Here is a 23,836-nt window from a genome sequence, read left to right as displayed (position 1 = left end):
AAAATGGGACAAGGAACCTGTCCCTAAATGTCCCAAAAAAACAAATTATTTGATAATTGTGTGATTATACAATATAATAATTGATAGTTACAAAATATTAGTAGGTTACAATAAGGAGGAATAGTGATGAATGACAAGGTAGTACTGATTACTGGTGGTGCTGGTGGTATTGGCAGAGCTACTGCACAGCTGTTTTTGGACAAGGGTGCAAAAGTGGTATTGGTCGACATAAATCAGGAGGCATTGGATAACGCTAAAAATGCTCTAAATGCTGAAGATGACCGTATCAAAGTGGTACAGGCTAACGTAACCGATGAAGATAATGTGAAGAATTATGTGAAACAAACAGTGGATACGTTTGGAAGGATAGACGTATTCTTTAATAATGCGGGTGTAAATGGGCCGTTTGAAATGATTAAGGACTTGGAGAAAGAAAAATTTGAACAGATAATGAATATTAATGTTATGGGGGTATTCCTTGGTCTGAAGCACGTAATAAGACAGATGGAGACGCAAGGTCATGGCAGTATTATAAACACTGCATCAAACGCAGCGTATATTGGCTCAGCAGGAATGGCTGGCTACATTGCTTCGAAGCATGGAGTAGCTGGGATCACAAAAACAGCTGCCCTTGAAGTTGCAGGCAATGGAATTCGTGTAAACGCGGTTGCGCCCGCAGCCATTGACACACAAATGCTTGCAGATATTCAGAATAATATTACACCAGGCGAACCGGAAAAATCTGGTGAAGCAATTAAACAAGGTATCCCCGCAGGACGCTTTGGTGCACCAGAAGAAGTTGCACAAATTGTTTTATTCCTTGCATCCGATAATGCATCGTTCGTAAATGGTTCACTATATAATGTGGATGGCGGTATGCAAGCAGATTAATTAAGAGATTCATAGAAGGGGATAGACTCAAATAGGGGTATATTCTTTTTTTCGATAATTAGTGCCTGTCACTTGAAACTATTGTTAAGTGACAGGTGTTTTTAGTCCGAGGAGAATTTGTTTATTATCCTCAATAAGAATCTTTGATATAATAGAGATAGTGTAATAAGGTTTTTCATGGGTGGTGGCTCACTTTCCCTGTAAAGGGGGTGATGCCTATGACATTTTTTGAGACCATGTTTCTCATGATCTCGTTCGGAACGTTAATTGTTGCGATAATGTCAAACAAAAAATAACCACCCTGAGCCTGAGCAAGCGTTTAGGGTAGTTATTTCTTAACTCTTTACGTGAGCCGCCCCTTTGAAGGGCTATTACACGTAGACTGAATGGTGTTAGCGCACCGTTCAGTCTTTATTAATGTATGACTTTCTATTTATAGTATACCCTATTTTAATTAAATGTTAAACATCTTCTAAGTTTTTAACGTTATGAGTATACAAGGATTCAATAAATTAAATGCAACAAGAGCTTTCAGATGTTTCGTGTGCTCTAGTTGTATTTAATGACCTGGTTGTGTAGCTATAAATGGAGCAAAATGTAAAAATAAGTAATAATCGTTAGGTATTATTCTTTCTACTTACATTATACCATTATTTACAAATTATTTATAGACTACTCTTTTTGTAATTCCCCTATTATACTGGTATATACAAATCTAAAATACAAGGGGTGTATAAGTATGAATGACAAAAAAGATGTTTTAGATAATGGTCCTTTTTTTCATGGTACTAAAGCAGAACTAAAAATTGGGGATCTATTAGAGCCACAGTACTTATCAAATCACCAAGATAAAAAATCTAACCATATTTATTTTACTGCAACATTGGATGCTGCTAAATGGGGTGCTGAATTAGCAAGATCTGGATCAAAAGAAAGAATTTATATTGTAGAACCATTAAGTGATTTTGAAAATGATCCGAATGTAACTGACAAAAAATTTCCTGGAAACCCAACACGTTCGTATAGGTCTAAATCTCCTTTGAAAATAATAGCTGAATTAAGTTCATGGGAAAGACATTCCGATGAAGAAATAAATCATATGCTTGCATCTCTAAAAAAGTTAACTGAAGAAGGAAAAAATGTAATATACGATTAATACTTAAAATCTATAAAGTCATGATCTTCAAAATATAGACAAATAAAATCGAACTCCCCAGCCTTTCAATTCTTGAGGAGCTCCTTTTCTAATACCATTATGTTATTTTTGCCATGAAATTACCTGATAAAAGAGCAATTGTTTTTCAATACCATTGGTACACATTTGAGGTATGCAAAATGGATTGTCCTATCACTAGACAATCCACTTTTGTTAGCAGTAAGAAAGTATAACTGCTTTCTTACTGCATAAGTGCAACTAAGGCAATTCGCCCAAAGGCTTGGCGAATGCCAAGTTTTCTAATTGTATATGAAATTATAAAATTTAAGTGCTGTGGGTAACTAGGCTTCTGAATCAGCGACGTCCAGCTCCGACGTACAGGACGTACTAGTGCCGGTGACGCCACAGGACGTGGCGTTCTCACCGGCCAGCGCCTAGCGCCTAGTGGACTTCCCTCCCCGTGTCTACGATAAGTCAACATCGAATCGCTTACGCTCTTCGTGTATCCTTTATCTCACACGGGAAAAGGAAGATCGACTAACACCGCCGCTTTGCGCGGCAACGTCGACCCACCCGCAGCGCTGAGCGCAGTCCATACGGCGCTGAACAGGCGCTTGCGCTTTTGTTATTAATTCTTAAACTCTAATGTTTCATTAATGTCTGTTGATTTAGAACCTTGCTTGGTCATGCGTTTATAGTAAAAGGCAATTTTCTTTATGTAATTTCCTCCTTCCCAATATTCGGCTGCTTCCACATTTACCTTTATCAAAATAACATTAGGATCATCATAAGAAGATTGCATTATTTTCTCGTATATTTTGCTCCACAATTCCTTTTTCTTGCCTAAATCTTCAACGATTTCCGCTCTACCACGGACGGAAACATAGGATTTACCTACATATGCTACATTAACATCTTGATTATGTAATATTTCATCATATTTATTCGTCTCTTTCTTAGTGAAAAACCACAAGTCACCATCAAACTCTACTTCTTGTGTTTTCATAGGACGAGAAACCAGCCCTTCTTCAGTAACTGTAGTCAGCATGGCCGTGTCTACATCTTTAATTATCTCTCTTAATGTTTCAATATCATCTTGTTTCATGTTGTTAGACATTTTATCACTCCTTCAAGGGTATAGTGCCCTATATACCAACTTTTATCCAGCTATAAAAGAGTAAATGCTTGTTACATCATCATAAAATTAAAAAGGAAGGACCATTAATAATAGTCACTCCCTTTAAACCTTACTCCTCATCTAAAATTGCATCGAATGCCTTTGATACTCTATCAAATTCCTCGTCGGATTCAATTGCTGATAAATCATTGTCATCGTCTATTTTGAGGAAGAAGAGATCAATGTCATCATCACTTTCTGCTTGTAAATCCTGTACAAAGCTGACAGCCACATAGTCAGTATCTTTTAATGTAACCTTTGCCAGTACTTCAACTGATTGTTCTTCTTCTGTCTCATCACTTATTGTAAACACTTCGCCAACTTCAATTTCGCCCATATTATTACTCCTCCTCATGCTTGTTCCTATTCATTATTTTCTCTTTAAGTATGAAATTAATACTATCTTTTGTAAAATGAAACATAGTCAACACCTAATTCGTAGCTAAAGTAACAGCATAAAACTAGGAGGATTTTTGATGGGGGAGTCAATTTATTTTAAAGATAACTTTTTTTCAAAGGGAACAACGGAAATTTTTAATGGTGAGCAGGAGATAGTCGGGTCACTTGATTTAAAAAGTGCTTTCTCCTCAAGTGTCGCTATTCTCGACGTTGATGGGAATATTGTAGTGACGGGTTCTTCCCCTTTTTTCTCAAGAGGCTGGATTGTGAAGGACAAAAGTGAGCAGGAACTTGGGAAACTAAAGCAGCGTTTTGCCTTGTTTTCCAAGAAGTTTGTCTATCATTCCTATGATCATGGTGAGTATGAGATTAAATCAGAGGCGTTTTCCAAGGAGTATGACATTCTTGATCAGGATGAAAATCTGGTTGCTACATTCAAGAAGGTCAGTGGTTTCTTTCAATCACCTGCATATGTGTTAAGCAATAATTCATCTTTGTTAGCCAAGGAAGAATTAATAGCGGTTGTGATGGGAGTTAATCTGATTATTAAACAGAATAATTCTGCAGGAGCAGGTGGTGGAGCAGGAGGTTCTTAGTAAAGGAATAATGAAGATAGGCAGAGTACCTTAGGAGGTGCTCTGTTTTTTATTTCCAAAATCCTGGATAAGTTTAAGCCTGCATGAAAGAAACTTCTTATTCATAAAATTATATAAGTTCTTTTCCTGTCCATGTTCAGTCGAACGATAAGGAGGTAAATATGTCTAAAGACATACTAATATGCAGATGTGAAGAAGTTATGTTAAGTGAACTGAAAGCAGGCATAAATGAAGGATTAACAACAGCGAAGGCATTAAAGCTGAAAACAAGAGCTGGAATGGGGATATGTCAGGGAAAAACGTGCCGTCCGCTCATCGAACAGATTGTTGCTCACTATACTGACAAGGAAATACCAGATGGTTCGGACTTAACCTTTACTTATCCTGTACGACCTTTAAGTCTGGCTGAACTAGCCGGTGAGAGAAAGGGTGTTGAATGATGCGAATTACGGACCATCCGATTCTCGAAGATATGGAAAAGAGACCGGTAACGATTACATTCAATGGGGTGGATTACCAGGCATATGAAGGGGAGTCGATTGCGGCTGCGTTACTTGCTAATCATATTCGTGTACTGCGGTATTCAGAAAAAAATAGAGAGCCACGCGGTATATACTGTGGAATCGGTCACTGTTATGAATGTCGTGTAACGGTTGATGGAAAACGAAGTGTGCGATCATGTATCACAAATGTACGGGATCAGATGTGTATTGAATCGCAGGATGGGGATGACTCATGAAGTACGATCTGATTGTTATTGGTGCAGGACCTGCAGGGATGAGCGCGGCAATCAAAGCTGCGTCATACGGTGCAAAGGTAGCGATAATTGATGAAAATCCATCTGCAGGTGGTAAATTGTTAGGCCAGCTGCATAAAGAACCAAAAAGTGGTTGGTGGCATGGCGGAAAAACTGCCCGGAAAATGGAAACAAATTTGCGTCAGACAGGAGTTACCTGTTTTCAGGGCAAAGAGGTGTGGGCAATCTACCCACGCTGGAAGGTGTTTATGAACAACGGAGAAGAACTTCAATCGGAATATATTTTAATTGCTTCAGGAGCTGCTGAAAAAGCAATTCCAATTCCCGGGTGGACGTTACCGGGAGCAATGGCAGTCGGGGCTGCTCAGACTTTAACAAACTACCATCGTGTAAAGCCTGGCAGAAAAATAGCGATTATCGGCGTAGACCCTCTTTCCTTATCAGTAGCGCATCAATTAAAAATGGCTGGGGTTCATGTGGTCGGGATATTTCTTCCACCCGACAGTGTGTTTTCAAAAGACAAGTCATCACCAAGCAAGATGATCAGTTATTTATCCAGTATGGCACACGCCGCACCTAACTTATTCTTCAAGATGGCTGGGAATCTGGCAAAATATCCATTTATCCAACATGTGGGGGCTAAATTTTATCCACGGTTTGGAATGAAGATTTGGGGGATCCCTCTTTATTTAAGAAAAACAGTCTTAGAAATTGGCGGTGCTGTACAGGTGGAGCATATCAAGGTAATCCCAGTAAGTCAGGAAGGTATTCCTAATGAGGATCGTGTCAAGACAGTTGATGTAGATTGTGTCTGTATTTCAGGAGGCCTGTATCCACTTATGGAATTAGCGGGTGCAGCTGGGTGCGAATCCGTGTACATCGAGGAACTAGGTGGTCATATTCCGTTACATAGCCCAGAGATGGAAACAACCCAACCCGGAATTTATGTAGCCGGCAATATTACCGGAATTGAGAGCGCGAAGGTTGCGATGGAGCAGGGTGACCTTGTTGGAACAACAGTTGCCGCAAAACTTGGACTGGTCAGCTGTAATTTAATAGACGAAGCACAGGAAAATGTAATACAGGCAAGGGAAAATGCGGTAATAACGTTTCAGCAGAATATAGCAGCAGGCAGGGAAAAGTCACAACAATATTGGAAGGAATACAATTCTAAAGGGGTGAAGCTATATGCAGACAGCTGATGCTGTCGTAATTGGCGGAGGTGTGATTGGCACGTCGATTGCATACCGGTTGGCAGAGCACCGAAAAGTGGTTTTAATTGAAAAAGGTGAAATAGGGGCACAAACCTCTGGATCTTGTGATAAGGCAATTTTCCTGCAATCAAAGAAACCCGGTTTTCCTATTAAACTAGCAAATGCTAGCAGAACGATTTACGAGAATTTAGAAGATGAACTGGAAGCTTCGATTGAGTTCAAGAAAGATGGCGGGATGATCGTCATCGAAAAGGAATCACATTTACCCTTCATGAAGGATTTTATCAATAAGCAAAACAAGGCTGGAATTGATGTGAAGTTGTTGGACAGGAAAGAATCACTTGCATGGCAGCCGAGTTTATCATCGCATATTGCTGGTTCTGCTTACAACAAGGAGGATGCCGAGGTGAATCCACTTCTATTAAGCCAAGGATTCGCAGAGGCATCAAAGCGAAAGGGAGTTGAAATTCAAACACATACTGAAGTGACCGATATTGCTGTAAATCAAGGGAAAGTAGTAGGTGTACAAACAGATAAGGGATACATTGCAACGGAGCTTGTGGTTAATGCAGCGGGCCCTTTTGCTCCTAAAATAGCAGAAATGGCCGAAATTGGACTAACCATTATGCCCCGGCGTGGTGCAATTCTAATTTCGGAAAAAGTAAAACCATTAATTCATGGAAATATTTTATGTTCACAGTATATTGCCGCCAAGCATCTGGAAGAAAGTAATTCAAATGATCCGCCATATGGAATTGGGCTTTCTCTTGGGCAGACGGAAAGTGGAAATCTGCTGATCGGGGGAAGCAGGGAATTTAAGGGTTTTGATAAAGCTGTTGAGCCTAAAGTACTTTCTGCTATAGCCGCACATGCAAGTCGGATTGCACCGGCATTAAAAGAGACCCGAATTATCCGAACGATGGTAGGTTTCAGGCCATTTACAGGTGACGGACTTCCGATTATTGATGAATCACGAGATGTGAAAGGGTTTATTATAGCCGCTGGTCATGAAGGGGATGGAATAGCACTTGCGCCAATCACTGGAGTGCTGGTTGCCAGTTTAGCAGACAACAACTCAAACGATAAGGGTTTGCTCGAACCATTACGAATGGACAGGATGCAAGCTGTTTAGTTTTTAAATTAAGGCTGTTTTTTTAAAGGTTATTGCTTTTTCCTGAACTGTAGTAGATACAAACTGCGACATACTGTGGAAAACTGCGACACTCCTAGGGGAAGAGCAGCAAGTGAAACTCTGCAGTGTGCGTTTTTTGTTAAAGAGCTGACTGTTTTTTACACATCGGCAGTCCAACGTCTACTTATAGGCTAAGTCGCCGTTTACATCAATAGCAACAATCCTTAAAAAACAGCCGAAACAAGGGGTTGGGAATGTATGATTGAAATTATTGTTCCGCTGGCGTTACTTTTTATCATTGCATTGGTGAAACAAATACCAAAGATAGGAGGAGATATACGGGTTGCGCTCCTTGTTGCTGCTGTATCATCTGCAATTATTTCAGGATTAAACCTAGGGGAAACAGCACTTGCATTCGTGGATGGAATTGACCGTCTCTCCTGGGTTATCATGCTGTCGTTGTTTGGCAGTCTTTATGCTGAATCGCAAGCCAAATTAGGTGCTATTGATACAACATTGAACAGTCTCCGCGCAGCATTCGGGAACTCACCTAAGGGTTTAATAGTCGCGATATTTATTACACTTATTCTAGCCGGATCGCTTCTCGGGGACGCCATAGCGGCAGCAACAGTCATTGGGTTTCTCGTTATCAATTCATTAACAGAATTAAAACTGAAGCCGGAACAAATTGGTATGATCATTTTACTTGGTGCTTCCATCGGATCCATTATGCCGCCAATTACACAAGGTGTATTTCTCTCTGCTTCATTGGTAGGGGTTGATCCAAGTCCGGTTATAAAGATTGCTTACATAACCGTGACAATCGGTGCGATATTGGCTATCTTGGAATCATTTCGGTTTGTCCGCGGAAAAAAGATGCCAAAGGAATTAATTCCGGAACAGAAGGTTATCCAAATTTTAAAAGAACGATGGAAGACGTTGATACCACTGCTCGTTTTAATCGCTATTGTGCTGGCCAATACGTTATTTGACTATAATATTTTTACCGAAATTTCTCTATTTGCTTTTATTCTGGAGCCTTTAAAAGAAATAAGAATTGTGCAGGGAATTACCTTTCAGGTTGTAAGTGCAATTATCGTTGCTTTTCTGGTCAGCTTTTTATTTCCTGCGGTCAGAAAAGATACCAAAGGGGTATTTAAAAATGGCCTGGGAAAAGTAAATCAGACTGTCCAAATACAGATTTGTGCAGGGGTTATGGTTGGTGTTTTTTATGCGTCCGGACTAATAGATAAGGTTGCTCTCATGACAGAGGGGCTGGGTTCATCAATGGTGAAATTGGGCGGGGCATTGTCGATGGTAGTTGTAGGTATGCTAACCGGATCACAAACAACTTCTCAATCCGTTATCGTTACATTTCTTGGTCCCATCCTCGAAAAAATGGAGGTGGCTCCTGAACTGATTGCTTTAGGTGCATCCCATATAGCGGCAGCGGGCCAGAATATGCCGCCAGTAGGTCTAACAGCGTTTGTCATCTGTGGTTTAATAGGCGGGATTTTAAATACGAAAGTAGATCCGTTAAAAGTCATGATGCTGGCATTACCGAACTCGCTATATTTCTTACTCATCGGATTGATCGTGTGGTTCATCTAAAATGAAGGCAGCAAAATTGGGGATTCTAATGCTGGATACCGATTTTTACCGGCCGAAGGGAGATATAGGGATCCCGGATACCTTTCCTTTTCCTGTTGAATATAGAGTGGTAGAAAAAGCAACTATCGACCGTGTAGTTAAAAAGGGAGATAATGCATTGATCGAACCTTTTATTGAATCAGCGAGGTATTTAGAGGGAAAAGGCGTTACAGCAATAACCACAAGCTGTGGCTTTCTTTCCATCTTTCAACAGGAAATTCAAAATCAGTTAAAAGTTCCTTTCTTTGCATCAAGCTTAATCCAAATTCCGATGCATCATACAGTAACAGGTGGGAGAATTGGAATTCTTACAGCAAGAAAAGCGAGTTTGGGCAAACAGCATTTGGAAGGTGCGAACGCTGGTGACATCCCAATCGCAATTGAGGGTATGGATGACAGGTCGGCATTTACTGCAGCAATTGTTGATGAAACACATGCAATGGACATGGAAAAAGTGTCTCTTGAAATGAAAGAAGCAGTTCGTATGCTCATCAGCAATTATCCGGATATAACTGCTATTGTACTTGAGTGTACCAATATGCCGCCTTATAAACGTGCCATACACGAAGTGACAGATCTACCAGTTTTTGATATCACGACTTTGATAAACTATGTGGTAAAAGAATTTTGAATTCTGCAATCACACATGCCTGTCTCCTTGGACAATTCGTTTAAGGTGACAGGCACTTATTCTTTTGATAATCATTCAATTTAAATAATTCCCTCTTTATTATATTTTTGTTAAACTCATTCAACATGATGTTTTTTATTTTCGCTTTACTGGATTATTTCTACTATAGAAAGCTATTAATAGGGAAGGGGGGAATTGAGAAATGAGTGCGATTGCTGAACAAGTGACTAAAGAATATACGTTATCCAATTCAGAGAAAAAGAAAATCATCTTCTTGATGTGTTCAGTATTATTATTTTCTGTTATGAATGGAACAATGTTCATGATTGCTGTACCTGATATTGCAAAATCCTTTTCTCTTTTACCCTCACAGGTAAGCTGGGTTGTAACAGGGTATATCATTTTGTATGCAATCGGTGCGTTGATGTATGGAAAATTAGCTGATATTTATCCGTTGAAACTGTTATTGACGATTGGGTTGAGCTTATTTTCGATAGGTTCGGTTTTTGGTTTTTTTGCACCAACATTTCTAATGGTTGTCATTGCGCGTTTGATTCAAGCGATGGGAGCGTCTTCCATTCTTGCATTGGCATTTATTGTGCCGTCACGGTATTTCTGGGATGAAAGAGGCAGGGTACTAGGAATTGTTTCAAGTACAATGGCGTTTGCCTCCGGCGTAGGACCAGTGATTGGTGGATTTGTTGCGGGTGCGTTGAATTGGCAATTTTTATTTTTAATTTCTGCACTAGTAATGGTTACCATACCTTTCTTCCAAATCTGGATGCCTGAGGAGGAGAAAAAGGATGGGAAAGTTGACATACTTGGGGCTGTATTGATTGCCTTAGCTGTTGCTGATCTTATCCTTTTTATTACGATGTTTGATTGGTGGTACCTCGTCAGTAGCATTGTATTCTTTGGTTTGTTTGCGTGGAGAATCTCCAAAAGTGATATTCCGTTTATTCGTCCGGATTTATTTAAAAACGCTCCATATCGAACAACGATTATTGCTGGTTTCTTTGCAATTATGACAATGATGGGTCTAATGTTTATCATGCCTCTTTTGTTAAGTGAGGTAAACGAACTGAATACGCTACTTATTGGTCTTACATTATTCCCGGGTGCAATGGTTGCTGCTTTTATGGGAAGATTGGCCGGAATTTTAACTGATAGACAAGGTAGTGAACAAGTAGTCTTTATTGCTTTTGCGTTGATGATTACTGGATTCTTGCTAATATCCATTTTCACAGGAGGACCTGCTTGGCTTATCAGTACGGTTCTAATTATAACCTTTATCGCATTTCCGTTTATCCAGACTTCTACAGCAAACCTGATTTCAACCGTTCTCCCACAGAATGAGATTGGGGTCGGAATGGGGATCTATAATTTAGTTAATTTTATGTCTGGTGCTTTCGGTGGAGCTATTATTGGAAAAATACTAGACTATGATAATGATATAAAATTAAATCCATTTTCAATTGCACAGGGGAACGAGATTGTTTACAGTAATGTCTTTGTTGGGTTTGTCGTGCTGACGATATTGAATGGATGTTTCTTTTATATGTCGTTTAGAAGGAAGTAGTATGCAAGCTAACAGGGGTAATTTTGGGAAAGAAAAACACTAATTTCAATGTAAATAATTTTGTCCTTAAATAGCAAGACAAAAAGCTCAGAATTTATTCTGAGCTTTATTGGAAGTTAAGAAAGTATAAATACTTTCTTACTGCAAAGTGCAACTATGGCACTCGCCATTAGGGCTCGGCGATAAGCCAGGTTTTCTATACGTTGTAGCATACTGTCCTTCTTCAGCTAAAGCCATCTGCTAGCATTCTCGAATTTATTCACTAGGCAGTGCCCATTGTTTTGGCGGATCCTCATTCCGTTATTTCCTTAAAAACGCCTATTTTGATCGTGTTGTGTAATCCTCATTCCGCTATTTCCCCTTTTCAGCCACATTTTTCATCGTTTTTGGGTAAATAACGGAACCAGGAACCGTTTCACCCTTCCAGGAAAGCTTTTTTATCCATTTAGCGGAACTACGATTCACTTCATTACTTTCCAATTCACATTCTGTCCCTTGAACCCTTCATCTGAGAGAGGCACTTACAAATATTCCTTGACAAGAATATTCCTGTAAAGGTATATTATGTGTATGGAAAAAATTATGAGTGCTCTTGCTGAATCTAATCGTTTAAACATCATTGAATTATTGCGCGATGGCCCCCTCACAGTTGGGGAAGTCGCCGAACAACTTCAGCTTCGTCAGCCTCAAGTTTCCAAACACCTCCGTGTACTTAGTGATGCTGGGCTCGTTGAGGTAGAACCAATTGCTAATCGAAGAATCTATAAGCTCAGACCTCAGCCACTCATGAAGTTAGACGCCTGGCTGGAATCATACCGCCAAGTCTGGGAGGAGAGATTTGACCGATTGGACGATTATTTGGTGAAACTGCAGGAAAAGGAAGATGAAGAGTAAGGAATGATATCGCAGTCGGATTACTGTTATATTATTTCACATTAAAGGAAGGAGATTTGTTTAATTTTAGTCAACAAAATAATTTTAGGAGGAAATTAAATGTCAGAAAACAAATTATCGCACAGAACGGATGGCCGGACACTTGTAATGGAGCGAGTGTTTGAAGCACCAAGGGAATTAGTATTTAAAGCATTTTCGGAGTCAGATCATTTGGTAAAATGGTGGGGACCAGAAGGATGGGAAACCGAAACTCGCAAATTTGAGTTTAAGCCCGGTGGTTTGTGGCATTATTGCATGCGGTGCACAGATAAAAACCAGGGAGACTTTTATGGCCAGGAATCCTGGGGTAAAACAGTTTATGAAGAAATCAGTACACCTGAGAAAATCGTTTACACCGATGTATTCTCGGATGAGGAAGGTAATAGTTCAACTGGTATGCCAGAAACTTATGTAACGATGAATTTTATTGATCAGGGTGAAAAGACTAAACTCATTGTGCGTTCCCAATTTGAGTCGGTTGAAGCACTACAAAAAGTTGTAGATATGGGTGTAGTAGAAGGAACCGGTTCACAATATAGATGTCTTGATGACTACCTGAAACAAATTCAGTATGCGTAATTAACAAACAGTTGCAGTATAAATCTTTGGAGATCAAGGAATAATTGAATTTCGAAGACACTAAAAAATGCCTGGAACCTTGGACAACTCAACATTGTCTAAGGTACCAGGCACTTGTTTTAACTGTATTAATTTTTATTAACCGAAGCGTCATAAATGGAATCTACTGCTTCTTTTAAGGCAGCATTAAACTCTTCATCTGTTTGGTTAACATTCAAGTCATCGCTTAATGCTCTGGAGAAACTAGCGATTAAGCCTTCATTTTTCGCAAGCTTTTCGTTAGCTTCCGCGCGAGGGTACCCGCCAGATAGAGCAACAACCCGAACAACGCGTGGGTGTTGGATTAATTCTTGATAATTGTTTGCTTTTGTTGGAATTGATAATTTCAGCATCACGTTATCTGTTTCAGATAAGTCGTTAAGATGGCTCAGTAATTCGTCTTTTAATATTTCTTCCGATTTCTCTTTGTCGCTGCTGTTAATATCCACTTCTGGTTCGATAATCGGAACTAAGCCCGCTTCTATAATTTGTTTTCCAACTTCAAATTGCTGGTCAACGACAGCCTTAATACCTTCTGGATTAGCTTCTTTGATAACGGAACGCATCTTTGTACCAAAGATATTACGTTCATTTGCACGTTCAAGTAATTTATCCAAACCTGGGTTAGGCTTCATCAGCTGCACACCATTTGAAAGATCTGCTAGTCCTTTGTCCACTTTTAAAAATGGTACAATTTCTTTCTTATCAGCTAAATAATCTGCTGTATACATACCTTCAATTTTACTATCCATCGTTTGTTCGAATAAAATGGCACCAAGGATATATGTAGAATCAAAAGCAGGTGATGTGATAATCCGTGTGCGCATTTCATGTACCAGGTTAAACATTTCTTCTTCGTTTGAATAAGCATCTTCCAAGACTCCATAATTCGCTAATGCTTTTGGGGTACTGCCACCACTTTGATCAAGGGCCGCAATAAATCCTTTTCCATTTTTTATTTTCTCAAATTGACTATTGTTCATTTTATCCACTCCTTTAGATTACTAATACAAGCTTTTCTCTGGTAAACTTGGTTATTGCCAAGCTTTAGTTGCACCAATGCAATAATACAGACTTAACTGCTTACATAACCAATTATACATTAGTATGGTATAGAACGAAAATTTTACAAAAGCTTGGCCTGGAAATCATTATCTATTATTAATCCCCCGCTGCAGATAAATCATTTCATCAGCAAGATTTTGAATTCTATCAGCAACATTACGATCTGTAATTTCATCACTATCCAGGTTAAAGGCATCATTATGGATAAAGACATTCCCCGTTGGAACTAATCCCTTAAAATAGGAAAGAACTGGCTTTAACTGATATTCTGGTACAAGAAAATGATTGCTGGACCATCCTGTAGCTATAATACCTGTTACTTTATATTTAAAGGCATTTTCTGGGAAATGGTCTAACAGGTTTTTTAATGCTCCTGAAATGGATGCCTGATAAATTGGCGTGCCAAATACCAGAAAATCGGCAGCTGATATTTTACTAACAACATCCCAAGTATCATCGTTATAATCTGCTAATGGGGCACCAACAGCAAACTCAACATCATACTCCCTTAAATCAATTAACTCTGTCTGAATGGTTGAGTCAATAAGTTGAGCAGCGACCAAAACGTCGTTTACAGCTAGAGATGTCTTCTCACCAGCCAGTGCTCCTGATACTCCGACAAGTTTCATCATTATTCCCTCACAATATTATTTAGTATTTGCATTGAATAAGGTGTCTCTATCACGTTTATGTACGAGTATATTTTACTGCTACATTTACTAGTGAAGTTATCTTATTCTGAATTTTAATGCAACAAATTTGCTTGTATGAAGCGGGGGAAAAACATGTTTGTGATAAAATAACTAGTATTATAAAATAAAGGAGTACAACTATGGTGACAGAAAAATTATATTACCAGAATCAGTATATGCGCAGCTTTAAAGCCAGACTGCAAAAGTCAGACAAGGATGAGCAGGGGCGTTTTTATGTTGTTTTAGATAAAACGGCTTTTTACCCAACTGGTGGCGGCCAGCCTCATGATACTGGAACACTGAATGGTGTTAATGTATATGATGTTGAGGAAATTGATGGGGAAGTCCGACATTATATAGAAGAGCCTGCTGAAATACATAATGAATATACTGGTGAATTAGACTGGGACCGGCGTTTTGATCACATGCAGCAGCATACCGGCCAGCATATACTATCGGCAGCTTTTGAAAGTGAATATAATTACAGAACGGTTAACTTCCATTTAGGTACGGAAATTTGCTCAATTGACCTTGAGGCAATGAGCCTTTCAGATGAGGAAATTCTCCGTGTGGAAAATACGGCAAATAACATGATCCTGGAAAATCGACCTGTTGAAACAAGATGGGTATCAAAGGAGGAACTTTCAAGCTTTCCGCTGCGGAAAGAAGTATCCGTTGAGGATAATATTCGTCTCGTAATCATTCCGGATTTTGATTATAACGGCTGTGGGGGGACACATCCAGACTCGACCGGGCAGATAAATTCTGTTAAAATTTTGCATTGGGAAAAGCAAAAAAAGAACAAGATACGCGTTTACTTTGTTTGCGGAACTAGAGTGCTAAAACAGCTCGATGAAAAACATAAGGTTATTCAAAATTTAACAGATACGCTGAATGCACCGCAAAAGGATTTGAATGAAACGGCAATTCGGACGTTGCGTCTGAATAAGAAACTTGATAAAAAGATCAATGAGTTGAACATGAAACTGATTGAATATGAGGCAGAGTCCTACATTGAACAGGCTGATCCTCATAACAACTGGAAAGTAGCAAAATCAATTTTTCGTGACCGGTCAATGTCGGAACTTCAGCAACTGGCTAAACGGATTGTCGCAAAATCAGATCAAATACTGGTATTGCTCATCAATAAAAAAGAGGACAAGCTTCAAATTGTCTGTTCGAGAAGTAACGATGTTGTGATTAATATGAATGATTTAGTTAAAAATGTCCTGCCCGCTATTAATGGAAAAGGCGGGGGAACTGACTCAGTTGCACAAGGCGGAGGAGGTACAATCATTTCAGCAGAGGAATTAATGGAGAAGTTAATCAACCAAGCGGCATCATTTAAAAGCGATTAAATGCCAGCCTAAATCTTTGGAAAGTGGAATGGTTATCCACCTGTTTGGGAAAATATTAAGGATGCTGCATGCAAAGAAGCAGAGTAGGTTTTCTTTTTTTAACGAATGATTTACAATCAATAAAGGAACTTAAACGGTATTTGGTGACAAAAATCTCTTTATTATTAGGTTTTTCGATATGAATTAGTATTACTTAGGAGGAACACACTTGGAATCACTTTTACTTGAATATGGATGGACATTATTAATTCTAATTGGTCTGGAAGGTTTGTTATCGGCTGATAATGCGCTTGTACTGGCAGTTATTGCCAAACATTTACCGGTTGACCAGAAGAAAAAGGCAATTAACTATGGTATTATTATGGCGTTTTTCTTTCGTTTTGGTGCATTATTTGCAATCTCATTTATCGCGAATGTTTGGCAGGTACAAGCTGTTGGTGCAGCTTACCTTCTCTACCTTGGTCTGAAGCATGTGATCAAGGCACGGTTCGGTAAAGATAATGAAAAAATTGAAGAGGATACTGAGAAAGAATCAAAAGGTAAGGGATTCTGGCCAACCGTTGGAAAGATTGCTTTAGCGGACCTTGCATTTGCAATTGATTCAATTCTAGCAGCTGTTGCGCTTGCTCTTGGACTTCCGGATTCACCGATTGATGAATTCGGCGGAATGGATGGCGGTAAATTTGCTGTGATCGTACTTGGCGGAATTGCTGGCCTAATTTTAATTAAGTTTGCAGCAACCTGGTTTGTTCAGCTGCTCGAAAAGCGCCCCGCTCTGGAAACAACTGCTTATGCAATTGTAGCCTGGGTTGGCGTCAAACTTGCTGTTCTAACTCTAGCGCATGATGAAATTGGCGTTTTGGCTCATGATTTTCCTCATAGTACAGCCTGGACCCTTACGTTCTATGGAGTCCTGGTTGCTATCGCCTTACTAGGCTGGTTTGCACCGGGAAGAGAAACAACCAACTATGATGGCGAGGGAACAACAAATGAAAAATAGGGACAAAGAGTTTGTGCTTCGGATTTAAATGATATATGAATATAGAACACCACCCTGAGCTTGCGCAGCGTTTAGGGTGGTTTCTTATAACCTTTACGTGTGTTAATCACGAAACAGGCATGTCCCCATTAATTTGGCGGATCCTCATTTCGTTATTTCCAGAAAAACGCCTCTTCTAATCGTGTTATGTAATCCTTATTCCGCTATTTACCCTTTCCGACACCATTGTCATTGTTATTGGATAAATAACTGAACACAGGAACCGTTTCCCCCTTACATGACGGATTTTTCCCCATTTAGCGGAACTACGATCCACTTCAGTAGTTTGTGTGTTCCTAAACCCGCTCCCAACGCCTCCACATTTTTACTACAACGTATTCAATATCTCCTCATAGTAACGTTAATTCTTATTGTTTTAATTTGTAAAAACCCCCTTTTTATGGAACTCAACATAAGTACCACATCTACCAATAGGCCGGATTTACTGCTTTATTTATTAATTATGACAGTGATTTAAGTATTTAATTAAAAGTATAAACTTAGGTTGTTTTTTTGAACAAAGTATAATAAAATAACTAACAACCTTAAAACCAACTAAACCGATTGGAATTATAATGAAAGGAGGTAATAATTTGAGTGAGACACCACTTATCCAAATAGAGAACTTATATAAAAGCTATGCAAATAATGGGGAGTCTGAACAGGTATTAAATGATATTAACTTTGATATAAAGAAAGGTGAGACAGTCGCTGTTTTGGGTCAAAGTGGTTGTGGTAAAAGCACGCTGCTTAATTTAATCGGTGGATTTGAGAACATTGATCATGGTCATATTTTGTTGGATGGTCAAGAAGTTACCCGACCAAGCAGGAGAAGCGTTATGCTCTTTCAGGATTATGGACTCTTACCGTGGCGCTCCGTTATAAAAAATGTGGAATTAGGACTGGAAAATATAAGTCTATCCTCAAAAAAACGAAAAGAGCGTGCCTTGAAATATTTAAACTTGGTTGGGTTGGACGGTAAAACGAATCACTTTCCCCGTCAGCTTTCGGGTGGGATGCAGCAACGTGTCGCAATTGCCAGAGCGCTTGCGATTGAACCTGGTTTACTGCTGATGGATGAGCCATTTGGGGCTTTGGACACATTTACCCGTTATTATTTACAGGATGAATTATTAAAAATCCAAGAAAAGGCTCAAACAACCATAGTTCTGGTAACGCATGATATTGATGAGGCCATTTATCTTGCTGACCGGATCATGGTTATGGGTGCACATCAGGGACAGATTCAACGGGAATTTATCATAGATACATATAAACCAAGGGATCGCAGTGGGGATGACTTCCAATATTATCGGAAACTTATTTTAAACGAATTCCAATTAAGCGGATCAACACCACAGCCTGAATTTTCTATATAGGCCGTTTCATTGATTTTGTCTTTTAGAAAACAGCTAACATTCAATAGGGGGAAAAGGATGATGAGAAAGTTTTTTTTGATGGCTATCTTTTTTATAGCTGTCCTTTTGTTAAGTGCATGTGGGCAAAGCACAAGTAGTGGCAGTGACGGGAAGCCAACTATTAAAATAGGTTATTTGCCAATTACACATGCTGTACCGTTATACATGCAAAAAGAAATGATGAAGGAGACTGAAAAGAGTTTTAATCTTGAACTTGTCCAATTCTCCTCATGGCCAAATTTGATGGATGCCTTAAACACAGGAAGGATAGATGGAGCATCCAGTCTGATAACAGTTGCGATGAGAGCGAAGGAACAGGGGATTGATCTAAAGGCAGTAGCACTTGGGCACAGGGATGGAAACGTTCTGGTAGGTTCTGAAGATATTAAAGACGTGAGCGATTTAAAGGGTAAAACATTTGCGATACCACATAAGTTTTCAACGCACAATATTCTATTGTACGCAATGCTTAAGCAGGCAGGAATGGATTATGAAGATGTGAACGCTGTGGAAATGGCTCCGGCTGAAATGCCAGCAGCTCTTTCGCAAGGTCGAATTGCAGGATATGTGGTGGCAGAGCCATTTGGTGCTCAGTCCGTAGTGTTAGGTAATGCTAAAGTATTGCATCAATCGGAAGAACTTTGGGAGGATTCAGTAGATTGTGCTCTGATCTTGCAAGGTGATTTTATTCAAAATAATAAAAAAGCTGCGCAAGACTTCGTGGATAGTTATGTGAAGGCTGGGGGAAAAGCAGAGGCAAAGGACGAACACGTAAAGGAGATTTCCTCTAAGTATATGGAAGTCGACAAAGAGGTCATGGATTTATCATTAAAATGGATTTCCTATGATAATTTAAAAATAAACAAAGATGCTTATGAACAATTAAGTCAGTACCTAATAGAAATGGGATTACTAGAGAATCCTCCTGCTTATGACGAGTTTGTCGATAATACATTAATTAACAAGGCGAAGTGATGATATGAAAATCTTGAAGAAAACAAAGGACATTTTGATAGCTGTTTTTATCATCGTTGCAATTTGGCAGGTCACCATATGGGTGACAGATATTGAGGAGGCTCTATTGCCACCACCTGTCACAGTTGCTGAGGCAATTGTTTCCATGATTGTTGACGGGGTTTTCTTTGTTCATTTAAAAGCAAGCTTATCACGGTTTTTAGTTGGATATCTGTCAGCAGCGATATTAGCTGTAGTGCTTGGCCTCTTTTTGGGGCGTATTCAAAAACTGTGGGATATTGCCAATCCCATCGTACAAGTGCTAAGGCCCGTGTCACCGATTGCCTGGTCGCCGTTTATCGTACTGTGGTTTGGTATTGGAAGTACTCCGGCAATAGTGATTATTTTTATTGCTGCCTTTTTCCCAATATTGTTATCTACTATTTCCGGAGTGAAAAAAGTAGATTCAACATACCTTAAGTTAGCACGGAATTTAGAAATCAAACAGCCGCACCTGATGTCAAAAATCATTTTTCCTGCCGCATTTCCAGCAATCGCTAATGGGCTTCATATTGGAATAGGAACAGCATGGATATTTCTTGTATCAGGTGAAATGGTTGGGTCGCAGTCAGGATTAGGCTATTTAATAGTTGATGCTAGAAACTTATTGCGATTGGATCTTGTTTTAGCAGGTATTATTTTTATTGGTCTCTGTGGCTTACTGCTTGATAGGGGAATTCGCCTATTAGAACGATGGATTGAAAGACAATGGGGAATGTCGCCAAGTGATTGATTTTTTATAAAATAAAGACCAGGAATGTGACCCTGGTCTTTACTTATATTAGATAAAGTCTAGTCCGCTTCTACTGCGACAATGTCATCTACATTTTCATTGCAGTGGGAGCAATAATAAGTGATATCCACTTCATGATTGCACTTTTGATGAATAAGTTTTTTATAGCATTTTTCCAGGTTGTTTTTGCCCCAGAGAATCATCGCATTGAAGACATCCTCCAAATCTTCACCACTCTTTGTCAGGGTGTAGGAATACCTTGGCGGATGTTCAGAATATAACGTGGAAGAAATTAATTCACTGCTTTCTAAATACTTCAAACGATCGGATAACAAGTTGGAAGAAATACCATCTAAAGCCCGTTTTATGTCACTGAACGTAGTATTTCCGATTAAAATCTCATGTATGATTAGCAGTGTCCATCGGTCTCCAATAATGTTCAAGGTTTGTGCGATATTACAAGGTAAATTATAGGTTGTTGTCTTCATATTTTAAAACCTCCGTCTTTTTTTCTTGTAAATAAATAATAACATATTTTTCAACAAGGTTGATTTTTTGAAGTTAGTATAATAAAATAACCTTAAGATATAAAGTTGACTAATTTTATTGGAATTATGGGTTTTAAATAAAATAAACTAAGGAGAGGATTTACCATGACCCTTTATTTAACAGAGTCTGAGTTGAATGCAGAAATTAATAAAAAGGAAGATTTTGAAGCTAAAATTGCTGAAATCCAGGAAGACTTAAGTAAGAAGGACGTAAATTTAATTGAAGTTCAGGTTTCAAAAGATTTCTCTAGAGTATTTTTTATTTTTGAAGCTGAAGGAACTCAAGTTATTGAGGAGAATTTAAGTCAAACAGGCGTTACGATCCAACTAATCAAGGAAGTAAGACTTGTAGGAAAAGAATTGGAAGATGTGAAAAAGCAGGAAGACAATATTAATTACCTTGTCGAATGGAATTTACCTGAGAATCTCACAATGGATAAATACTTAGAACGCAAGAAAAAGAATTCTGTGCATTATGCTGAGGTTCCAGAGGTTTCCTTCTCAAGAACTTATGTGTGTGAGGATATGAGTAAGTGTCTTTGTTTTTATGATGCACCAGATGAGTCAGCTGTGAAACGAGCACGTGAAGCGGTGGATACGCCAATCGATTCCATAACTGAAATTAATGATGATTAATCATCTCTATCGCTGATAATCTCCCGGAAATCCGGGGATTGTCAGCAGATTTTACATAGCAATGTCTACCAACTATGCGGGTGGATTTAGAAGGAGGAGGGAGTCGATGCAAATGGTAGCGGATAAATCTGAAGTAAAGGAAAATTTGGCTCCAATCATCAAAGATAAGTTGAAGCCGTTTGTCAAAAAGATCGATGCGGAAGCCTATTATGCTGAGGATTTCTTAACTGACTTAGGAAAAACGGGACTTACTAATTCGAATGGCATCCAAACGTCTGAGGTACTTGAGCACGAAATGCTGATCGTAGAAGAAACAGCAAAAACGTGTATGACAACAGCATTCAATTTATGGTGTCATCTTGCCTCATTAACTTATCTGCGCAATAGTGATAATCATTACCTAAAAAAAGAACTGCTTCCTTCTCTTGAAAAAGGTGAATTTCTTGGAGGTACAGGATTATCCAATCCAATGAAATACTATGCTGGATTAGAGCCGCTGCACTTAAGAGCTGAGCGAAGAGAAGGTGGTTTCGTTATTTCCGGTAACTTACCATCTGTTTCCAACCTGAAGGGTAATCATTGGTTCGGGGTAATTGCCTCCTTGAATGACGACAAGCAAATTATGGCTTATATACCTTGCGATGCAGACGGTTTAACGTTGAAAGAAAAAGCAAATTATTTAGGTGTTAATGGCAGTGCAACATATGCATGTAAATTTGATAATGTGTTTATTCCTGATGATTGGATCATATCGTCGGATGCTGAAAATTTTATAGTCCACGTTCGCCCGGCTTTTGTACTTTATCAAATTTCGCTGGGGCTTGGTGTTACATCTGCAGTCATCGAATCGATAAAAAAGGCACCAGGCAAACAAGGTGGAGTCAATAAGTTTTTATCAATTCAACCGGACGAATTGGAACAGGATTATTTTATTTTAAAGGAAAAAATTACGTCAATATTGGAGCGGAATGAACTGAAGGATGCCTGGAAGGAAATATTGCAGGTTCGCCTAGATATTGATAAATTGACGATTAAAGCTGCACATGGGGATATGCTGCATTATGGTGGAGCAGCTTATCTGGAAAAAAGTCATCCATTCAGAAGGTTGCGGGAATCATATTTTTTGATAAATCTTACACCGACAGAAAAGCATCTGGAAAAATTATTATCAAAGTAAATTTTAAACAAATGCTAACAGCATGATTTGTAAAAAAAGCGTTCAGGTGATTTCTGAATGTTTATTTATAGTAAACACCAAGTGATTGGTTGTGTAGTCTACCTAAATTATATGGTCACATAACCCAAGCTGGGAGAATAACATATTGATGTAAAGAAAGGAGAGATGTTTAGTGTACAACAATATGCAGATGAATCCTCAAGAATTTCAGGGAGATTACCAACCGGACCAAATTAAAGGGCTATGTAAGCAGTATATGAACTACCATGTCATGGGACAACTAAGCGATGGAACGCAGGTTGAAGGAATTATCGATAGCATGGATGAGGAAGGTGTGACCATGTTAGTTCCAGAAGAAGTGGATGCTGAACAAATGAACAGACAGTTTGGGTATGGATATGATTATAACTACGATTACGATGATTACGGACGCCCGCGAAGGAGAAGGTTCCGTCGATTCCGTCGACAACGTTTCCCGTTTCCCTTTTTCAGAAGCTTATTCCGTTACCCATATTACTCCCCTGCTTATCCATGGTACGGATACGGTGGAGGATACTATTAATAGCGACTTTTAAAGGTGATTTAAGGCAGTTTATATGCTGCCTTTTATTATTTGAGTTGTACTAACAATTATATAACTTGACTAGTCTCTATCCTAGAAGAATCTTCCCTCTTAACCTGTTTTAACGTCGCTACTATAAGAAAACTAACAATCACTAATAACAGCCATGAACTAACCTTTCCCAGATGAACGAGACTCCATGCATCGGACTGGTTTGGATATTCCCAGGCCCCAAAGATCGTTGCGATATTTTCGGCTATCCATATAAAAATTCCGATAAGCACAAAAGAAAGTGCTAGTGGCATACGGTAACGCGTCCTATCAACTTCATATGTTACCCAAGATTGCCAGAAGACGATAATCACAAGTCCGGATAACACCCAACGAACGTCAATCCAATAATGATGGGTGAAAAAATTTAAATAAATAGCAGCTGCAAGAGGTACTACTGCCAAAAACGGAGGCCAATTAACAAGTTTAACCTTTAACCTTCTCCACTCCTGGCAAAGATAACTGGCTACACTGGCATACATGAACCCGCTGTACAAAGGCACACCGAAAAACTTTGAATATCCTTCCTCAGGATAAGACCAGGACCCCATATGTACCTTAAATACTTCAAGTGCAAGTCCAATAAGGTGAAACAATGAGATAACCTTTAGTTCATCCCGTGTTTCAAGGCCGGAACGAACCATCCACCACTGCATTAGAAGGCAGATGATGAGTAGCCAGTCATACCGTGGTATATAGGGAAGTGGCACGATTTGGGTGATTGCCAAAGAGGCAAAAATAGCAATGGGAAACAAACATGACAGAGCTTGCTCCCAACCAAAACGAGTGAGCTGTTCCAGTGCTCTCATA

Annotated in this window: 27 protein-coding genes; 21 read left to right on the top strand and 6 right to left on the bottom strand. The window is 39.1% G+C overall.

Annotated features, from left to right (window positions below):
• Nucleotides 1–126 precede the first annotated feature (126 nt).
• The 3 genes from ACE1TG_RS09610 (at nucleotide 127) to arr (ending at nucleotide 2,047) form a co-directional block, all read left to right on the top strand.
• Complete coding sequence (locus tag ACE1TG_RS09610; protein ID WP_375052155.1) at nucleotides 127–891, top strand: SDR family NAD(P)-dependent oxidoreductase; 765 nt, start codon at nucleotides 127–129, stop codon at nucleotides 889–891.
• Between the two features lie 212 nt (nucleotides 892–1,103).
• The gene (locus tag ACE1TG_RS09605) at nucleotides 1,104–1,187 is read left to right on the top strand and encodes a putative holin-like toxin (RefSeq protein WP_375052292.1); all 84 of its coding nucleotides are present in this window, start codon (nucleotides 1,104–1,106) and stop codon (nucleotides 1,185–1,187) included.
• 443 nt (nucleotides 1,188–1,630) lie between these two features.
• Nucleotides 1,631–2,047 (top strand): NAD(+)--rifampin ADP-ribosyltransferase, encoded by a 417-nt coding sequence (gene arr, locus ACE1TG_RS09600; RefSeq protein WP_375052154.1) that lies wholly within the window; start codon nucleotides 1,631–1,633, stop codon nucleotides 2,045–2,047.
• Between the two features lie 628 nt (nucleotides 2,048–2,675).
• On the opposite strand, the gene ACE1TG_RS09595 is transcribed toward arr, so the two are convergent.
• Together ACE1TG_RS09595 and ACE1TG_RS09590 are read right to left on the bottom strand one after the other, a co-directional pair.
• Nucleotides 2,676–3,164 (bottom strand): pyridoxamine 5'-phosphate oxidase family protein, encoded by a 489-nt coding sequence (locus ACE1TG_RS09595; RefSeq protein ID WP_375052153.1) that lies wholly within the window; start codon nucleotides 3,162–3,164, stop codon nucleotides 2,676–2,678.
• A 130-nt stretch (nucleotides 3,165–3,294) separates the two neighbouring features.
• On the bottom strand, nucleotides 3,295–3,561 hold the full coding sequence (locus ACE1TG_RS09590; RefSeq protein ID WP_375052152.1) for a DUF1292 domain-containing protein: 267 nt from the start codon (nucleotides 3,559–3,561) through the stop codon (nucleotides 3,295–3,297).
• Between the two features lie 139 nt (nucleotides 3,562–3,700).
• Between ACE1TG_RS09590 and ACE1TG_RS09585 the strand changes: the two genes are divergently transcribed.
• The 10 genes from ACE1TG_RS09585 to ACE1TG_RS09540 all read left to right on the top strand — a co-directional run bounded on the left by ACE1TG_RS09585 (nucleotide 3,701) and on the right by ACE1TG_RS09540 (nucleotide 12,694).
• A complete protein-coding gene (locus ACE1TG_RS09585; RefSeq protein WP_375052151.1) occupies nucleotides 3,701–4,219 on the top strand; it encodes an LURP-one-related family protein in 519 nt (172 codons plus the stop codon).
• Nucleotides 4,220–4,380: 161 nt separating this feature from the next.
• Nucleotides 4,381–4,659: a (2Fe-2S)-binding protein gene (locus tag ACE1TG_RS09580; RefSeq protein WP_375052150.1), complete on the top strand. Its 279-nt coding sequence runs from the start codon at nucleotides 4,381–4,383 to the stop codon at nucleotides 4,657–4,659.
• Nucleotides 4,656–4,958, top strand: coding sequence for a (2Fe-2S)-binding protein (locus ACE1TG_RS09575; RefSeq protein ID WP_375052149.1), 303 nt, complete (start codon nucleotides 4,656–4,658; stop codon nucleotides 4,956–4,958). The genes ACE1TG_RS09580 and ACE1TG_RS09575 overlap by 4 nt, the downstream gene beginning before the upstream one ends.
• A complete protein-coding gene (locus ACE1TG_RS09570; protein WP_375052148.1) occupies nucleotides 4,955–6,178 on the top strand; it encodes an NAD(P)/FAD-dependent oxidoreductase in 1,224 nt (407 codons plus the stop codon). Before ACE1TG_RS09575 ends, ACE1TG_RS09570 begins: the two co-directional genes overlap by 4 nt.
• Entirely contained in the window at nucleotides 6,165–7,322 is a 1,158-nt protein-coding gene (locus ACE1TG_RS09565; RefSeq protein ID WP_375052147.1) for an NAD(P)/FAD-dependent oxidoreductase, read from the top strand. The genes ACE1TG_RS09570 and ACE1TG_RS09565 overlap by 14 nt, the downstream gene beginning before the upstream one ends.
• 258 nt (nucleotides 7,323–7,580) lie before the next feature.
• A complete protein-coding gene (locus tag ACE1TG_RS09560) occupies nucleotides 7,581–8,933 on the top strand; it encodes a TRAP transporter large permease subunit (protein ID WP_375052146.1) in 1,353 nt (450 codons plus the stop codon).
• Between the two features lies 1 nt (nucleotide 8,934).
• Nucleotides 8,935–9,603 (top strand): aspartate/glutamate racemase family protein, encoded by a 669-nt coding sequence (locus tag ACE1TG_RS09555; RefSeq protein WP_375052145.1) that lies wholly within the window; start codon nucleotides 8,935–8,937, stop codon nucleotides 9,601–9,603.
• Between the two features lie 202 nt (nucleotides 9,604–9,805).
• Complete coding sequence (locus ACE1TG_RS09550; RefSeq protein WP_375052144.1) at nucleotides 9,806–11,182, top strand: MFS transporter; 1,377 nt, start codon at nucleotides 9,806–9,808, stop codon at nucleotides 11,180–11,182.
• A gap of 570 nt (nucleotides 11,183–11,752) precedes the next feature.
• Nucleotides 11,753–12,076 (top strand): ArsR/SmtB family transcription factor, encoded by a 324-nt coding sequence (locus ACE1TG_RS09545; RefSeq protein ID WP_375052143.1) that lies wholly within the window; start codon nucleotides 11,753–11,755, stop codon nucleotides 12,074–12,076.
• Nucleotides 12,077–12,175: 99 nt separating this feature from the next.
• Complete coding sequence (locus ACE1TG_RS09540; RefSeq protein ID WP_375052142.1) at nucleotides 12,176–12,694, top strand: SRPBCC family protein; 519 nt, start codon at nucleotides 12,176–12,178, stop codon at nucleotides 12,692–12,694.
• Nucleotides 12,695–12,822: 128 nt separating this feature from the next.
• Here the strand turns inward: ACE1TG_RS09540 and ACE1TG_RS09535 are convergent, their stop codons facing one another.
• Nucleotides 12,823–13,716, bottom strand: a complete 894-nt coding sequence (locus ACE1TG_RS09535; protein ID WP_375052141.1) for a fructose bisphosphate aldolase — start codon at nucleotides 13,714–13,716, stop codon at nucleotides 12,823–12,825.
• 168 nt (nucleotides 13,717–13,884) lie between these two features.
• Nucleotides 13,885–14,427, bottom strand: a complete 543-nt coding sequence (locus tag ACE1TG_RS09530) for an NADPH-dependent FMN reductase (protein WP_375052290.1) — start codon at nucleotides 14,425–14,427, stop codon at nucleotides 13,885–13,887.
• A 203-nt stretch (nucleotides 14,428–14,630) separates the two neighbouring features.
• Here ACE1TG_RS09530 and ACE1TG_RS09525 point away from each other — a divergent pair, with 203 nt between their 5' ends.
• The 5 genes from ACE1TG_RS09525 (at nucleotide 14,631) to ACE1TG_RS09505 (ending at nucleotide 20,052) form a co-directional block, all read left to right on the top strand.
• Complete coding sequence (locus ACE1TG_RS09525; RefSeq protein ID WP_375052139.1) at nucleotides 14,631–15,848, top strand: alanyl-tRNA editing protein; 1,218 nt, start codon at nucleotides 14,631–14,633, stop codon at nucleotides 15,846–15,848.
• A 208-nt stretch (nucleotides 15,849–16,056) separates the two neighbouring features.
• Complete coding sequence (locus ACE1TG_RS09520; protein WP_375052138.1) at nucleotides 16,057–16,848, top strand: TerC family protein; 792 nt, start codon at nucleotides 16,057–16,059, stop codon at nucleotides 16,846–16,848.
• A gap of 632 nt (nucleotides 16,849–17,480) precedes the next feature.
• Nucleotides 17,481–18,266, top strand: coding sequence for an ABC transporter ATP-binding protein (locus ACE1TG_RS09515; protein WP_375052137.1), 786 nt, complete (start codon nucleotides 17,481–17,483; stop codon nucleotides 18,264–18,266).
• A gap of 60 nt (nucleotides 18,267–18,326) precedes the next feature.
• On the top strand, nucleotides 18,327–19,280 hold the full coding sequence (locus ACE1TG_RS09510; protein ID WP_375052289.1) for an ABC transporter substrate-binding protein: 954 nt from the start codon (nucleotides 18,327–18,329) through the stop codon (nucleotides 19,278–19,280).
• A 4-nt stretch (nucleotides 19,281–19,284) separates the two neighbouring features.
• Nucleotides 19,285–20,052, top strand: coding sequence for an ABC transporter permease (locus ACE1TG_RS09505; protein WP_375052136.1), 768 nt, complete (start codon nucleotides 19,285–19,287; stop codon nucleotides 20,050–20,052).
• A 59-nt stretch (nucleotides 20,053–20,111) separates the two neighbouring features.
• On the opposite strand, the gene ACE1TG_RS09500 is transcribed toward ACE1TG_RS09505, so the two are convergent.
• The gene (locus ACE1TG_RS09500) at nucleotides 20,112–20,540 is read right to left on the bottom strand and encodes a winged helix-turn-helix transcriptional regulator (protein ID WP_375052135.1); all 429 of its coding nucleotides are present in this window, start codon (nucleotides 20,538–20,540) and stop codon (nucleotides 20,112–20,114) included.
• 165 nt (nucleotides 20,541–20,705) lie between these two features.
• On the opposite strand from ACE1TG_RS09500, the gene ACE1TG_RS09495 reads away from it, so the two are divergent.
• The 3 genes from ACE1TG_RS09495 (at nucleotide 20,706) to ACE1TG_RS09485 (ending at nucleotide 22,975) form a co-directional block, all read left to right on the top strand.
• Nucleotides 20,706–21,236, top strand: coding sequence for a DUF4242 domain-containing protein (locus ACE1TG_RS09495; protein WP_375052134.1), 531 nt, complete (start codon nucleotides 20,706–20,708; stop codon nucleotides 21,234–21,236).
• Nucleotides 21,237–21,342: 106 nt separating this feature from the next.
• Entirely contained in the window at nucleotides 21,343–22,413 is a 1,071-nt protein-coding gene (locus ACE1TG_RS09490; protein WP_375052133.1) for an acyl-CoA dehydrogenase family protein, read from the top strand.
• A gap of 172 nt (nucleotides 22,414–22,585) precedes the next feature.
• Complete coding sequence (locus ACE1TG_RS09485; RefSeq protein ID WP_375052132.1) at nucleotides 22,586–22,975, top strand: hypothetical protein; 390 nt, start codon at nucleotides 22,586–22,588, stop codon at nucleotides 22,973–22,975.
• A 68-nt stretch (nucleotides 22,976–23,043) separates the two neighbouring features.
• On the opposite strand, the gene ACE1TG_RS09480 is transcribed toward ACE1TG_RS09485, so the two are convergent.
• The gene (locus ACE1TG_RS09480; RefSeq protein WP_375052131.1) at nucleotides 23,044–23,835 is read right to left on the bottom strand and encodes a DUF817 domain-containing protein; all 792 of its coding nucleotides are present in this window, start codon (nucleotides 23,833–23,835) and stop codon (nucleotides 23,044–23,046) included.
• Between the last annotated feature and the right edge of the window lies 1 nt (nucleotide 23,836).

It is taken from the genome of Virgibacillus sp. JSM 102003 (assembly GCF_041949995.1).
In the GTDB taxonomy this organism is placed as follows: domain Bacteria; phylum Bacillota; class Bacilli; order Bacillales; family Amphibacillaceae; genus Lentibacillus.
This window is presented reverse-complemented; position numbering and strand designations above follow the sequence as displayed.

Coding starts and splice junctions, on each gene's coding strand:
- ACE1TG_RS09610 (WP_375052155.1), top strand. CDS start 127: ATGAATGACAAGGTAGTACTGATTACTGGTGGTGCTGGTGGTATTGGC.
- ACE1TG_RS09605 (WP_375052292.1), top strand. CDS start 1,104: ATGCCTATGACATTTTTTGAGACCATGTTTCTCATGATCTCGTTCGGA.
- arr (WP_375052154.1), top strand. CDS start 1,631: ATGAATGACAAAAAAGATGTTTTAGATAATGGTCCTTTTTTTCATGGT.
- ACE1TG_RS09595 (WP_375052153.1), bottom strand. CDS start 3,164: ATGTCTAACAACATGAAACAAGATGATATTGAAACATTAAGAGAGATA.
- ACE1TG_RS09590 (WP_375052152.1), bottom strand. CDS start 3,561: ATGGGCGAAATTGAAGTTGGCGAAGTGTTTACAATAAGTGATGAGACA.
- ACE1TG_RS09585 (WP_375052151.1), top strand. CDS start 3,701: ATGGGGGAGTCAATTTATTTTAAAGATAACTTTTTTTCAAAGGGAACA.
- ACE1TG_RS09580 (WP_375052150.1), top strand. CDS start 4,381: ATGTCTAAAGACATACTAATATGCAGATGTGAAGAAGTTATGTTAAGT.
- ACE1TG_RS09575 (WP_375052149.1), top strand. CDS start 4,656: ATGATGCGAATTACGGACCATCCGATTCTCGAAGATATGGAAAAGAGA.
- ACE1TG_RS09570 (WP_375052148.1), top strand. CDS start 4,955: ATGAAGTACGATCTGATTGTTATTGGTGCAGGACCTGCAGGGATGAGC.
- ACE1TG_RS09565 (WP_375052147.1), top strand. CDS start 6,165: ATGCAGACAGCTGATGCTGTCGTAATTGGCGGAGGTGTGATTGGCACG.
- ACE1TG_RS09560 (WP_375052146.1), top strand. CDS start 7,581: ATGATTGAAATTATTGTTCCGCTGGCGTTACTTTTTATCATTGCATTG.
- ACE1TG_RS09555 (WP_375052145.1), top strand. CDS start 8,935: ATGAAGGCAGCAAAATTGGGGATTCTAATGCTGGATACCGATTTTTAC.
- ACE1TG_RS09550 (WP_375052144.1), top strand. CDS start 9,806: ATGAGTGCGATTGCTGAACAAGTGACTAAAGAATATACGTTATCCAAT.
- ACE1TG_RS09545 (WP_375052143.1), top strand. CDS start 11,753: ATGGAAAAAATTATGAGTGCTCTTGCTGAATCTAATCGTTTAAACATC.
- ACE1TG_RS09540 (WP_375052142.1), top strand. CDS start 12,176: ATGTCAGAAAACAAATTATCGCACAGAACGGATGGCCGGACACTTGTA.
- ACE1TG_RS09535 (WP_375052141.1), bottom strand. CDS start 13,716: ATGAACAATAGTCAATTTGAGAAAATAAAAAATGGAAAAGGATTTATT.
- ACE1TG_RS09530 (WP_375052290.1), bottom strand. CDS start 14,427: ATGAAACTTGTCGGAGTATCAGGAGCACTGGCTGGTGAGAAGACATCT.
- ACE1TG_RS09525 (WP_375052139.1), top strand. CDS start 14,631: ATGGTGACAGAAAAATTATATTACCAGAATCAGTATATGCGCAGCTTT.
- ACE1TG_RS09510 (WP_375052289.1), top strand. CDS start 18,327: ATGAGAAAGTTTTTTTTGATGGCTATCTTTTTTATAGCTGTCCTTTTG.
- ACE1TG_RS09505 (WP_375052136.1), top strand. CDS start 19,285: ATGAAAATCTTGAAGAAAACAAAGGACATTTTGATAGCTGTTTTTATC.
- ACE1TG_RS09500 (WP_375052135.1), bottom strand. CDS start 20,540: ATGAAGACAACAACCTATAATTTACCTTGTAATATCGCACAAACCTTG.
- ACE1TG_RS09495 (WP_375052134.1), top strand. CDS start 20,706: ATGACCCTTTATTTAACAGAGTCTGAGTTGAATGCAGAAATTAATAAA.
- ACE1TG_RS09490 (WP_375052133.1), top strand. CDS start 21,343: ATGCAAATGGTAGCGGATAAATCTGAAGTAAAGGAAAATTTGGCTCCA.
- ACE1TG_RS09480 (WP_375052131.1), bottom strand. CDS start 23,835: ATGAGAGCACTGGAACAGCTCACTCGTTTTGGTTGGGAGCAAGCTCTG.